This is a genomic window from Amycolatopsis nivea (assembly GCF_004522235.1).
Taxonomy (GTDB): Bacteria; Actinomycetota; Actinomycetes; order Mycobacteriales; family Pseudonocardiaceae; genus Amycolatopsis; species Amycolatopsis nivea.
The window spans coordinates 34,625-47,123 of record NZ_SDLT01000008.1; the positions used below are offsets into that span (position 1 = coordinate 34,625).

Consider the following 12,499-nt stretch of genomic DNA (forward strand, 5'->3'; position numbering starts at 1 on the left):
CGGCGCTGTGCTACCGGGCGGCGAGCCCCCGGCCGACGCGGCGGACGAGTCCCGGCCCGTGCAGGGCGAAGCCGGTGTAGAGCTGCACGAGGCTGGCCCCGGCGTCGAGCATGCGGCGGGCGTCGTCCGGGCCGAGGATGCCGCCGACGCCGATGATGGGCAGCTTGCCTTCGGTCTTCTCGTGGACGAAGCGGACGACCTCGGCCGAACGCCGGGTCAACGGACGGCCGGAGAGCCCGCCGGTTTCGGCGGCCAGCGCGGCTTCGGTGGGGTCGATGCCTTCGCGGGAGAGAGTCGTGTTGGTCGCGATGATTCCGGCGACGCCGTGCTCCAGGCAGACTTCGAGGAGCTCGGCGAGCGCGTCGTCGGTGAGGTCGGGGGCGACCTTGACCAGCAACGGAGTGTTGCCGCCCAGTTCGGCGCCGGTCTTGCGGAGTTCGGCGAGCAGTTCGGCGAGCGCGGCTTTGTCTTGCAGCGCACGGAGACCCGGGGTGTTGGGGGAGCTGACGTTGATCGCGAAGTAGTCCGCGTAGGGGTGCAGGGCGCGCAGCGAGAAGCGGTAGTCCTCGACGGCCTCGTCCAGCGGCGTCACCTTGGACTTGCCGATGCTGATCCCCAGCGGGACGGCGGGTTTTCCGTCGGCGGCCAGGCGGTCGGCGAGGGCTTGGGCCCCGTCGTTGTTGAAGCCCATGCGGTTGATGACCGCGTCGGTGGCCGGGAGGCTGTAGAGGCGGGGTTTGGGGTTGCCCGGCTGGGGATGGCGGGTGACTGTGCCTACTTCGACGAACCCGAAGCCCAGGGCGGGCCAGGCGTGGAGGGCGCGGCCGTTTTTGTCCATGCCCGCGGCCAGGCCGATCTTGTTGGGGAAGGTCAGGCCGAGGACGGTGGTGGGGTCGGCGGTGCGGTACAGCTTCGAGATCGGGCGGAGGGATTTTCCGGCTCGGCTCAGCAAGGTGACGGTGCGTTCGTGGACTACCTCGGGGTCGTGGTAGGCGAGCCGGTACATCGCTGGGCGGACGATCCTGTCGAAGAGCACGTCGTCCATGCTGCCGTATGGGGGGTGGGCTGGCTGGGGTGGATCTCGGTTGGTGTGGTGGGGGTCGCGTTGTGCGGCTCGTCGCCTGGCGGCGACATTGCCTGCCTTGGTTGCGTGGGGCACCCCGAAGTTTGATTGTGCTGACGGTCTGGGGGTGCTTGTCAAGGCGGGAAAGATGCCTTGACAAGCACCCCCAGACCGCAGGGAGGCTTCGTATCGGGGTGCGGGGGAGGGGCTGGGTGCCTCGCTCGTTGNGCTGGGTGCCTCGATCGTGGGTGCATCGGCTGCGGGTTGCTTCGTGGGATGGGGCTTCGCGGCTCTCGAGAGTTGGCGAATATTCGGCGAGTTGCGGCGCAACGCGCGCTGCGCCACCACTCTGCTCCGGGCACTGCTCCGTGCTCGTTCACCAGTGTGATCAGGGCAAACCAGGATGAAGGATCCCCAATGTGGCATTGGGTGCGTGCGATGCACCCAATGTGGCGTTCGGTGCGTCTGACGCACCCAATGCCGCATTGGGGCGCGTCCCTGCGGTTGCGAGGGCGGGTGAGTGGGGCGGTGGTCCGTGAAGGAGCCCCTCACGGCCAGCGCGGATCAGTTTCGCCTCGCGGCACCGGCTTTCCACTCGTCTTCCAACATGGCGTAGACCAGTTCGTCGGTCCATTCGCCCTTGACGATCTCGTTTTCCCGCAGGCGTGCTTCCTGGCGCATGCCCAGCCGTTCCATCAAGGTCGCCGACGCGGTGTTGCGGCCGTCGCAGCGGCCGATGATGCGGTGCAGGCCCAGGTCTTCGAAGCCGAGGCGCAGGACTTCGCGCGTTGCTTCCAGGGCCAGGCCTTTTCCGTGGTGGTCGGGGTGGAAGACGAAGCCGATCTCGCCCTGGCGGTGTTCGGCGCTGAGGTATTCGAGGTTGAGGTCGCCGATGAGCTGCCCGGTTTCGGCGAGTTCCACGGCGACGGCGAGGAACTGGCCTTCCTCCGACAGCGTCGCGCTGTGCACGCGCTTCGCCAGCGCGGCGGCGGATTCCGCGCGGCTGCGCGGTCCCCAGTACAGGTAGCGGACGACGTCCGCGCGGGACTGGAACGAGTTCAGGGCATCGAGATCGTCGTCCCGGAACGGGCGGAGGAGCAGGCGTTCGGTGCTGATCGGATAGTCCGGCCTGAGCATCCTCCCAGCCTAGCGACTTCCGCGTGCCCGCAGGAACCGCCGCGGTGATCGCCTGGCGCGGAAAAAACACGCGCGGAGCCGCGTGCGGACATGGAAATTCCCGGGGCGCCTCCTGGACGCCGTCAGCGTCCAGGCTCGAGCCGGACCGGTGCTCGAGAACCCCGGGAACCCGGTGACTGCCTGGTATTCGTCAGCAGGCAGCACGTGAAGCAGGCGATGAGCCGAAGGTGGCTCTTGTTGCATCGCTGCTCAAAGTCCCAACACGTGCCATCCGCTAGCGGACAGCCACCTCACGAGTCCTGTGTGAATACAACTTAGGACCACCTCCTCTCTCGTGTACTGCCACGCTAACCGCGAACCTCTAGATACGGCAACATCATTTGCGCGGCGGTCCATCGGCCGGGACGGGGCCGGGCTGGCAGCGCGGGCAGCACCAGGTCGGGCGCTGGTACTGGCCGTCGCCCTGCTGGCGCACCAGCAGCGGGCCGCCGCAGCGGAAGCAGCCTTGGCGGGTGCGTTCGTAGACCCAGGTGCGGCGGCCGCGGCGGAGGTCGCCGGTGGTGGCCTGTTCGTGCCGCCAGGCGTTGGCGACCAGCAGCTTCCGGGCGAGCGCCACGGCCCGTGCGGGGTCCACTTCGGACACTGGGGTCCACGGGGAAACCCCTAGCAGGAAAGATATCTCGCACTTGTAGAGGTTGCCGACGCCGGCCATGATGCGCTGGTCGAGCAGTGCGTCGCCGAGTTCGCGGTCCGGTTTCGCGGCGAGGTTGGCGGCGGCCAGCGCGGCGTGCTCGTCCGTCCACTGTGGATCGAGCAGGTCCGGGCCGAGGTGGTCGACGAGAGTGTGTTCCTCGGTGGTGGGCAGCAGTTTCAGGTCGTGCAACCGGAAACCGATCGCCTGGACGTCGTCGGTCATCAGCACGACGCGCGCGTGATGGGCGGGCATCGGCCACTTCGCGCCCGCGGGCTGGATTTTCCACGAGCCGTCCATGCGCAGGTGGCTGTGCAGCGTCAGGTCGCCGGAGAAGCGCGTGAAGAGATGCTTTCCGACGGTGCCGACGCCGTGCACCTCCCGGCCCGCGAGGTCCACAGTGGCCAGTTCGGGGTGCCGGAACTGCCCGCGCACCAACGTTTTCCCGGCGAGCGCGCGGTCGAGCAGTTTTCCGGCCAGGAATACGGTGTCGCCCTCGGGCACGGTTCAGCCCGCGGTTTCCGACACTTCCGCCTGCACCGCTTCCTCCTCGGCGCGCACGCGGTGCCGTCCGGCGCGGTTGGAGCGCAGGATCTTGGCGAGGACCATGTTGAAGGTCAGCGCGATCTCTTGTGCGCCAGGGGAATGCCATTCGTGGATCGGGCTGCACGCGCCCTGGGCCTGCTGCACCGCGAGCCGGTCCGGGATCGCGGTCGGCATCACCAGCGAACCGAAGTTCTCGCGCAGTTCCGAGACCCGGAACTGGTGCTCGTACGACCGCACGCGCAGCTTGTTCACGAGCACGCCGATCGGGCGCAGCGACGGATTGCTGTCCTCGCGGATCCGTTCGATCGCCTCGAGCGCGCGCTGCGCACCGGCGACGGCATACATTGTGGGTTCAGTCACAATGAGCGCGCTGTCGGCCGCGACGAGCGCCGATTTGGTGAGCCGGCCGAGCGACGGCGGGCAGTCGATGATCGCCAGCTCGTACGGATCCTCGCGCAGCGGGTGCTGGTGCAGCTCGTCGAGCGCGCGGGAGAGGTTTTCCAGGCGGCGGCCGTCGGAGTCGGGTTCGTTGAGCGACTCCAGCTCCTCGGCGCCGACCAGCACGTCGATGTCCTCGCTCCAGACGCTGGGCGCGATCGCGCGTTCGAGGACGGCCCGCGCGGGCGTCTCGAGCACGTCGGCGAGCGTCGCGTCGGTGAACGGCGGGTCGAGCGAGGTGGTGGCGTTGCCCTGCGGGTCGAGGTCGGCTACGAGCGTGCGGGTTCCCCTACGCAGCGCGGCCGACGCGATACCGAGCGCGACCGTCGTTTTGCCGACACCACCCTTGAGGCTGAGAACGGCGACCGTGTGCACTCGACACAGCCTACGGGCCGTGCGCCGGGGCGGTAGCCCGGAAGGTGGCGAACGCCGCTGCGGCGCCACGCGGGTCACGGCAAGTGACCGGCGGCCATTACCCTGTCGGCCATGAAGACCGACACCGTGGCCGCCCGGGGTTCGGGCGCTGTTCGCCGGGCGCTCGAGGCCGAACTGCGGGCCGCCCGCGCCCGCGGCGTGGAGCAGCCGGTCGTCGTCGACGTCGGCGGCGGGAGCGGCGGCTGGGCGGTGCCGTTCGCCTCGGCCGGATGCCTGGTCACCGTGGTCGAACCGAACCCGAACGCGCTCGCGACGCTGCGCCGCCGCGCCGAGGAGGAGGGCGTCTCCGGCCGGATCACGGTGATCGCGGACGACTCCGACGCGCTCGCCGCGCACGTCCAGGCCGGATCGGCGGACCTGGTGCTGGCGCACGGCCTGCTGGAGGTCGTGGACGACCCGCGCGCCGTGCTCGACGCGCTCGCCGCCGCTGTGTCGCCGGGCGGCGCCGTGTCGGTGCTGGTGGCCAACCGCAACGCGGCCGTGCTGCATCGCGCGCTGGCCGGGCGGATCTCCGAGGCGCAGCAGCTGATGGAAGGCCCGGACGGCATCGTCGCGGGCGACACCGTACTGCGCAGGTACGACAGCGCCGGGCTGACCGATTCGCTCGTGGCGGCCGGCCTTGAGGTCACGCTGCTGCAGGGCGACCGGGTGATCTCGGACGTCGTGCCGGGCGGGGTTCGCGAGGACGAGCTGGCCGAATTCGAGCTGAGCGCCTCGGCGGTGCCCGCGCTGCGCGACGTCGCGGGCCGCTTGCACGCCATCGCCCGGCGGGGCTGATCCGCTCCGCTCTGCCGCGGTAGCCGTCCCGGACCACCCGTAAGCGTGGTCGCCGGTGCTCGCGCGCCGGGAATTGTCGGTGGCGGAAGGTAGCGTCCGGAGGCGTGGGGAGAAACGCCGAACTGCCGAGCGGGATGGCCCGCTACCGCGTCACCACGGGCGCGACCGAGCTGCCGGACGACACCGGCTGCTCGATTCTGCACGTGGACATGGACGCCTTCTTCGTGTCGTGCGAACTGCGCACCCGGCCGGAGCTGGCGGACCAGCCGGTCGTCGTGTCCGGCGGCGGCCCGCGCTCGGTCGTCGCCGCGGCGAGCTACCCGGCGCGGCGCTTCGGCGTGCGCTCGGCCATGCCGTTCGCCACCGCCAAACGGCTGTGCCCGCAGCTGGTCTGCATCCAGCCGACGCCCGGGCTGTACGGCGAGGTGTCGCGCGGCGTCATGGGGATTTTCCGGCAGCTGACGCCGCTGGTGGAGCCGCTGAGCCTGGACGAGGCGTTCCTGGACGTAGGAGGCGCACTGCGGCGGCTGGGGACCACTCCGGGTGCGCTGGGGGCGCGGATTCGGGAGCGGGTGGAGGCCGAGCACGGGATCACGTGCTCGGTCGGGGTCGCGAAGGTCAAATTCGTGGCGAAACTGGCTTCGGGGATGGCCAAACCAGACGGGATGGTGATCGTCCCCGCGGCCGAGACGCTGGAGTTCCTGCACCCGCTGCCGGTGTCGGCGCTGTGGGGCGTCGGCAAGCGGACGGAGGAACAACTGCGCCAGCACGGCTGGCACACGATCGCGGACATCGCCGCCACCCCGCCCGCCCGGCTGCGGCGCGCGGCGGGCCGAGCGGTCGGAGATCACCTGTGGGCGTTGGCGAACGGCCACGACGACCGGGCGGTGGAACCGGAGTCGGCGGAGAAGTCGATCGGAGCCGAGCACACCTTCGACGTCGACGTCCTGAACCGCGGCGAGCTGAGCCTGGAGCTGCTGCGCCTGTCCGAACGAGTCGGGGCGACGCTCCGATCGCGCGCGCTGCGCGGGAGGACGGTCTCGATCAAGGTGCGGTTCGCCGATTTCCGCACGATCACCCGAGCGCGCACCGTGCTCTCCCCGACGGACGTGGCCCGCGACATCCACCGCACGGCAGTCGAGCTGCTGACCGAACACGCACCGACGGGAGCGGTCCGGCTGATCGGAGTGCGAGTGGAAAGCCTGGACACCGGCGACGAGGGGGAGCAACTGTCCTTCGCGAACGACGAACCCCGATGGCGGGACGCGGAGGTGGCTGCGGACGTCGCAAGACTGAAATTCGGCTCTGCGGCTATCCGGCCTGCTTCGCTGCTTTCTCCCCGGGAGGAGTGAGGGCGGCGAGTGCGGGAGCGAGGTTGGGGCGGGGAGCGGCTCGGCTGGCCTGTTCGGATGGAAGCCCGAGGTTTGATCCCTGGCCGGTGAACGCTCCGCAGTGGCGTTGCGGGGTGGGGAGCGGGGCCGGGGTTGGCCTGGTCGGTTGGGGAGGTCGAGCTTTGTTTCTTGCGCGGAGCCTTCGTTCGTGAGCGCTTTGCTGGGGCGTTGCGGGGTGGGGAGCGGCGCTGGGGTTGGCCTGGTCCGTTGAGGAGGCTGAGTTTTGTTTCTTGCGTGGACCCTTCGCTCGTGAGCGCTTTGCAGTGGCGTTGCCGGATGGAGAGCAGCGCTGGCCTGTCCTGCGGGACGCCGAGCTTTGCGTCCCGCAGGACAGCCGCTCCCATCAACGCCCCGCAGCGACGCTGCGAAACCTGTGTCCGCTCACCCGCGCGGCACCCGTCCTCGCCTTCCTCGAAATCCCGCCCCCCGCTGTCTGCCACGGTGTCCCGGGCAAGACCGGCTTCGGGGCCGGGAGCTGAGCGCGCCGGGAGGTCTCGGCATCGCCGGGAAGCCCAGGCGACTGCTCGGCGTGGGGCCGACGCCGGTCTGGCACGGCGCACCTTCGGACGGCAGCGGCGGGACACGCCCGCACGCGTCCGGGCGCAGCCTTAGCTGTCCGGTCGTCCGCTGCCGGGTGCAGTCCGGCCGGGCGGCCTAGCCGGATTCATCCGCCTCGACGGATTCGTGGGCGATTCACCGGAATGACCGCCCAATCGACAATCGATGCCCGGTTCGAGGCGATCGACCAAGGCCCGGAACAGGGTTCGTCGGTCGCGCTGAGTTAGCGGGAGCCGGGCCGTTCGAGCGGTGAGGAATTGCCGATCCCGGATACCTCCGGGTGAATGAATCGCGGACGGTATCGATCGGCGGAAGATCGGCCCGGCGGGGGCGTCGGCAGGGCGGGTGGTCGGCGCGGAGACGGTTTCTCTCCGTGACGAGGGACCCCGCCCGGGGGAGGCCGACGGGGCGGCGCAGGGCCCTGGACTGCGCCGATGGGGGTGACTTCCGTCGCGGTGACGCACTGTCAACCCGCATTGTGCGGGATTTCCCCCGATTCGATCATTTCCGGATCGGGGATCGGGTAGTCGGACGAGCGCGGGGCTCGTATCCTGGACAGTGCCACCCCGCCTGGGGTTGGCTGTTGGGTCCAGGACGTTGCGCGGCCCGGCGCCCGCGACAGCTGTGCCGGAGGAGGAAAGATGCCACTCTCCGAGCATGAGCAGCGGCTGCTCGACCAGATCGAGCGCGAGCTCTATGCCGAGGACCCCAAGTTCGCATCCACGGTGCGCGGCACCCGGTTGCGCCGACCCGCGCGCCGTCGGCGCATCCAGGGGATCGCCCTGTTCGTGGTGGGCGTTGCGCTGCTGGTGCTCGGTGTGGTGATCCCGGTATTGCGGGTCGCCGACGTGCCGGTGGTCAGCGTGCTCGGGTTCCTCGTGATGTTCTTCGGGGTCATGATGGCCGTGACGTCGCTGCGCCACAGCGACAGCGGCGGCAAGAACAGCCATGACGACGGAGGCGGCGGGGGGAAGCAATCCGGCCGCAAGAGCTCCTTCACGCAGCGCATGGAGGAACGTTTCCGCCAGCGCTTCGAAGGCCAATAGCACGACGGCGAATCCGCGCTTCTCCCTTCGGGGCGGAGCGCGGTTTCTCGTGCGCGGGCACGGACTGCACCGGCTAGCGGGACACCCGTTCCCGCCCCGGCTTGTCGGGGCAGACCTGGCTCGTGTGCGCCCGGTCGGGATGCGCGACGAGGAGTTGCGTCGCGCCCCGGGGCCATGCGGTGCTGCCGAATACGGCACCGGATCGGGCGAGGTGTCGCAGCGTGCCGGGGTGAGCGGATTCGCCGAGGTCGATCAGGGCCAGCAGGCCGCGCGGAGTTCGTGGAAAACGGCCCCGAGAGCGGCGAAGGCGCGGCAGTGCAAAGGCTGAGGCGGGACAGCGGTCTGGGATTTGCCGCGGCCGAACGCATCCGGATGGTTTGGCTCGTCCCACCGCACCCAGCAAATGCACCACCGCGATCTGCGCGCGCCGCTTAGGCAAGACCAGGCCGCGCTGGCTCAGGCTTCACACCCCAGCCAACGCGACCCCCGTGAAGCTCACCGTCGTCGGCGAATGACCGATCGAGGGAACAACCGCCCCCGCATCGACAGCGGGGCCGTCCGGCGCAGGCTTTCCCGCAGCTGCCCAAAGGCGGGCTCCAGCGTCGCATCCGGAGTCGCCTCGTCGCTGTACCAGCTGCGTTCCACCGCGCCCAGCACAGTGCGCAAAGCCTCCCGGCCTGAGTCGTCCAAACGGTGGCGTTCGGCGATCTTCCCGCCCGCCACGCGGACCGTGTCGCTGTCGGAGATCGGCAGGTCTCTGTCCGCGCACTCCGCCTTCAGCTCGCGCCAAGCCGCGTCGGCGGCGCCGGACGAGTGCGTTGCGATGGTCTGGAGGTGACGGCGGCGCGTCAGGTCGCGGAGCGCCGCTGGGCCGCCGGTCGCGGCGAGGATCAGGACCACCACCGCGGCGAACCACCATGACACCGTGCCGGCCAGCAGGCCGATCGCGGCGACTAGCAGGACCGCTCCGGTCAGCGGCAGCCACAACGCGGCCAGGTGCAACGGGGTCGGGGCGGCGACCGGGTTTCTGACCAGCACGTTCCCGTCCGGCGTGGCGCCCGGCGGGACGCCGGACGGGGCCATGCCGGGACGCGGGCGGCGGCGCAGGAAGTACGACGTGGCCACGGCGGCGGCGCCCAGAACCGCGAGGGCGAGCGCCAGCCAGGTCATCCAGCTGTCGTCCGGGGTCGTGTCGGCGGGGGTGGCGGGCGCGGCCTGGTCGTGGGTCTTGTCGGCCGACGCGCCGGTCGACGGGGAGGCGGAGCGCGGGGCCGTCGGGAGGTCGTCGGTCGCGTTGGGCTGTTGCGGGTTCTGGGTGTTCTGCTGGAGATACGGCGGGACGATGCCGCGGCCGTCGGCGAGCGGCGTCGGGTCGAAGCTGACCCAGCCCTTGTCGCCGAAGTACGCCTCGACCCACGCGTGCGCGTCCTGCGAGCTGATCGACTGGTAGTCGCCCTTGGAAACGCCGGGAGTGAAGCCGATCGCGACGCGCGCGGGGATGTGCGCGACCCGCAGCATCACCGCCATCGCCGACGCGTATTGCTCGCAGTAGCCCCGTTTTCCCTTGAGGATGAAGTCGGCGAGCGCGTCGGCGTCGGTGGCGTCCGCGGTCTTCGTGTCGTACACGAAACCGTTCTGCGCGCTGAAGTACTGCCACAGCGCGGTCGCCCGGTCGAAGTTGTTCGACTTGCCCGCGGTGAGCTGGTCGGTCAGCGCCGTGACACGCGGGTCGACCTGGCCGATCCGCGTGTACAGCGCGGGGACCTCGTCGGATTTCGGGGCGGCGTCGCGCAATTCGGCGGCGGTCGGCTCCTTTAGCGACGCGGTTTCCACGTACGCCGGAGCGGGCTCGCTCGTCGTGGTGAACACCGAGCCGCTGACCCGGTCGTACAGCCACTGCGGCGGCACGCCCCGGAGCGCGCGCGGGGCGCCGTAGACCGGCAGCCAGTTGTCGACCCAGCGCGTCGGCTGGATCTGGATCTGCCGCGACACGCCGGTGCCGTCGTCGCCGGGCGCGGCGGGCAGCGTGCTGTTCGCGAGCACGCCGGTCTGCGCCTGGCCGCCGGCGCGCAGGCCCCAGCCCTTGTTCGGGGTGTAGGTGTCCAGGGTGAACGCGCGCATCAGCCGCCGGTCCGGGCCGAGGCCGCGGACCTGGAACAGTTCGGTGTTCTGGCCCTGGTCGAGCAGTCCGCGCAGCTGCGTGAACGGCGCGATGCCGAAGCCGCCGGTCCCGTCCCCGTCGCCGCCCGGGCCGGAGCCGAACGGGATCTTGCCGACCGTCCCGACCATGGTGATCCCGCCGCCCAGCAGGCCGAGCACGATCGCCGAGCTGACCACGGCCACCGGGGCCTGTGCGAGCCGCAGCATGCCGCCGGAGCCGGGCGCGTCGCGGTTGCGCCAGCGGCGGTGCCGGTGGTTTCCGTCGAGCGCGAGCAGGCACGCGAAGGCGCCGGCTCCGAGCACGAACGTCCACCACGGCATCAGGTCGTCCGAGAGCGCCGCGGGCACCGCGTACACGCAGAGCAGCACGAGCCCCGTCGCGGCGGGTGCCGCGGCGGCGACAGCGAGCGTGTCGACCAGCACCGCGACCAGGCCGATCGCGATCGTGACCAGGCACAGGATCGGCTGGGTGCTGTCGACCGGCGGGAGGCCGGTCCGGATCTGCTCGGCCGCGGCGGTGAGCGTGGCCTGCAGTTCGCCGAAGGCGGTGGGGCCGGGGAAAATCGTGAGCACGCCCTGGGTCGTGAACGCCCCGGTGATGAGGAACAGCAGCACGAACAGCTGCCCGAACCCGGCGACGACGGTCGGCGCGCGCAGCGACCGCAGCGCCAGCCCGGTGCCCGCGACCAGCACGACGGCGACGAAGATGTACCCGAACCACGCCCAGCCGGAGACGACGCTGGTCAGCGACGTGGCCGCGCACAGCGTCGCGAGCCCGGCCGCGATCGGCGGCAGCACGCTGCTCCGCCACGCGGGCGGCGGATCGGTGGGCTGCGGAGTCGGGGTGTGCGGGATCGGCGGCGCGCTGGACGGGCGGGGAGCGGTGGTGGTCATCGGATCCCCCTGCGTGCTCGTGCGCGGCGACGCCGGTGAGAACCGGCATCATCGCGCACGACGGTCTTCGTCAGTTTCATCGCGTCCCGCCGATCACCGTCGACCGGTGGGTCCCCGCGCGGCACAGCAGCCCCCACACCTCGGGCATCGGCGTCCGCGGCCCGGCCACCACGACGCCCCAGCCAGCTCCGCGCAGCAGCTCCGCCGATTCCTCGGTCGCCGCGGCGAGGTGGTCCGGCGAAGCCGAACCCGCCCAGGCCGGAGTGTCCAGAAGGACGGCGAGACTGCGGACTCCGCGCGCCCGGTACCGCGTCAGCTCGTGCACCGATTCCGCGCTCACCGTGCCCAGGATCGCGATCAGTTCCTGTCCTTCGGCCGGGTCGTGGCCGAGCGTCACGTCTCGCTGGTGCGCGGGCTGGAGCGCGGCCAGCGCGTCGAGCACCAGATTGTCGTAGCCCTCGCCGCCGTCGGCGGGAGAGTCGGCGAGCGAGATGCCGTGTTCGGTCACCAGCCGTACCCGGTGGCCGGTCCGCCGCAGATGCAGCGACACCGAAGCGGCGAACGAGACCGCCCACTCCAGGCTCGCCGCGGGCCCGCTCCCGTGGTGCGCCGCGGCGCGGTGGTCCAGCAATACTGTCGTGCCGCCGCGCCAAGGGCGTTCCTCGATGCGGACCATGATCTCGTCGCGCCGCGCGGTCGACCGCCAGTGGACCTTCCGCATGTCGTCGCCGGTGCGGTAGTGCCGCACGATCACGTCCGGCTCGCCCTGCCCGGAATGCAGCCGGACGCTTCCGTCGTCGCCCGCGCCGGCCCCGGCGCCGCCGGGCAGCCCCCACAACGGCACCGCGCGCGGCACGACGACCAGCCGCGAATGGCCGATCAGCTCGCGTTCGAATTCGCACAGCCCGAACGGGTCGGTGATCGTCGCGCGCAACGGGCCCACCTGCTGGATCCCGCGCATGGCCGGGCGCAGCGGATACCGCAGCAGCACGCGCCGGTCGTGTGGCAGCCGTTCGACCACGAACCGCGGGCGGGCGCCCAGCGCGTACGGCACGCCGTCCTCCAGCAGCACCTCGCCGCCGGGCAGCCGTCCGCTGCGCCACAGTTCAAGGTCGACCTCGCCGGTCGCGCCCGCCGCGACCCGGTCCGGGCGCAGGGAGCGCGCGGCGCCGAGACGCAGCCGGGTCGCCGAAATGTAGGCGGCGACCAGCAGCGGCAGGGCGACGACGAACACCGCGACCCGCAGCAGGTCGCGTTCGTTGAGCACCAGCGAGCACACCGCGGCCGCGATCCCGGCGGCGAGGAGGCAGCGGCCTCGGGTGGTGAGGCCGGAAAGCGCGCGCAGCATGCGGATTCCCTACTC

Annotated in this window: 9 protein-coding genes; 3 read left to right on the top strand and 6 right to left on the bottom strand. The window is 71.1% G+C overall.

Annotated features, from left to right (window positions below):
• Nucleotides 1-10: 10 nt before the first annotated feature.
• From EIZ44_RS11730 to EIZ44_RS11750, 4 genes are all read right to left on the bottom strand, one after another.
• The gene (locus EIZ44_RS11730; RefSeq protein ID WP_134728565.1) at nt 11-1,036 is read right to left on the bottom strand and encodes a quinone-dependent dihydroorotate dehydrogenase; all 1,026 of its coding nucleotides are present in this window, start codon (nt 1,034-1,036) and stop codon (nt 11-13) included.
• 591 nt (nt 1,037-1,627) lie between these two features.
• Entirely contained in the window at nt 1,628-2,200 is a 573-nt protein-coding gene (locus EIZ44_RS11740) for a GNAT family N-acetyltransferase (RefSeq protein WP_134728567.1), read from the bottom strand.
• Between the two features lie 376 nt (nt 2,201-2,576).
• The gene (locus EIZ44_RS11745) at nt 2,577-3,395 is read right to left on the bottom strand and encodes a DNA-formamidopyrimidine glycosylase family protein (protein ID WP_134728568.1); all 819 of its coding nucleotides are present in this window, start codon (nt 3,393-3,395) and stop codon (nt 2,577-2,579) included.
• Nucleotides 3,396-3,398: 3 nt separating this feature from the next.
• Nucleotides 3,399-4,250: a ParA family protein gene (locus EIZ44_RS11750; RefSeq protein ID WP_037812467.1), complete on the bottom strand. Its 852-nt coding sequence runs from the start codon at nt 4,248-4,250 to the stop codon at nt 3,399-3,401.
• A 111-nt stretch (nt 4,251-4,361) separates the two neighbouring features.
• On the opposite strand from EIZ44_RS11750, the gene EIZ44_RS11755 reads away from it, so the two are divergent.
• From EIZ44_RS11755 to EIZ44_RS11765, 3 genes are all read left to right on the top strand, one after another.
• The gene (locus EIZ44_RS11755; protein WP_134728569.1) at nt 4,362-5,087 is read left to right on the top strand and encodes a methyltransferase domain-containing protein; all 726 of its coding nucleotides are present in this window, start codon (nt 4,362-4,364) and stop codon (nt 5,085-5,087) included.
• 134 nt (nt 5,088-5,221) lie between these two features.
• Nucleotides 5,222-6,439, top strand: coding sequence for a DNA polymerase IV (dinB, locus tag EIZ44_RS11760; RefSeq protein WP_134728706.1), 1,218 nt, complete (start codon nt 5,222-5,224; stop codon nt 6,437-6,439).
• A 1,238-nt stretch (nt 6,440-7,677) separates the two neighbouring features.
• Complete coding sequence (locus EIZ44_RS11765) at nt 7,678-8,082, top strand: SCO2097 family morphological protein (RefSeq protein WP_043827044.1); 405 nt, start codon at nt 7,678-7,680, stop codon at nt 8,080-8,082.
• A gap of 495 nt (nt 8,083-8,577) precedes the next feature.
• Here the strand turns inward: EIZ44_RS11765 and EIZ44_RS11770 are convergent, their stop codons facing one another.
• Nucleotides 8,578-11,136: a transglutaminase TgpA family protein gene (locus EIZ44_RS11770; RefSeq protein ID WP_134669148.1), complete on the bottom strand. Its 2,559-nt coding sequence runs from the start codon at nt 11,134-11,136 to the stop codon at nt 8,578-8,580.
• Nucleotides 11,137-11,212: 76 nt separating this feature from the next.
• On the bottom strand, nt 11,213-12,484 hold the full coding sequence (locus EIZ44_RS11775; RefSeq protein ID WP_134669150.1) for a DUF58 domain-containing protein: 1,272 nt from the start codon (nt 12,482-12,484) through the stop codon (nt 11,213-11,215).
• Between the last annotated feature and the right edge of the window lie 15 nt (nt 12,485-12,499).

Coding starts and splice junctions, on each gene's coding strand:
- EIZ44_RS11740 (WP_134728567.1), bottom strand. CDS start 2,200: ATGCTCAGGCCGGACTATCCGATCAGCACCGAACGCCTGCTCCTCCGC.
- EIZ44_RS11755 (WP_134728569.1), top strand. CDS start 4,362: ATGAAGACCGACACCGTGGCCGCCCGGGGTTCGGGCGCTGTTCGCCGG.
- dinB (WP_134728706.1), top strand. CDS start 5,222: ATGGCCCGCTACCGCGTCACCACGGGCGCGACCGAGCTGCCGGACGAC.
- EIZ44_RS11765 (WP_043827044.1), top strand. CDS start 7,678: ATGCCACTCTCCGAGCATGAGCAGCGGCTGCTCGACCAGATCGAGCGC.
- EIZ44_RS11770 (WP_134669148.1), bottom strand. CDS start 11,136: ATGACCACCACCGCTCCCCGCCCGTCCAGCGCGCCGCCGATCCCGCAC.
- EIZ44_RS11775 (WP_134669150.1), bottom strand. CDS start 12,484: ATGCTGCGCGCGCTTTCCGGCCTCACCACCCGAGGCCGCTGCCTCCTC.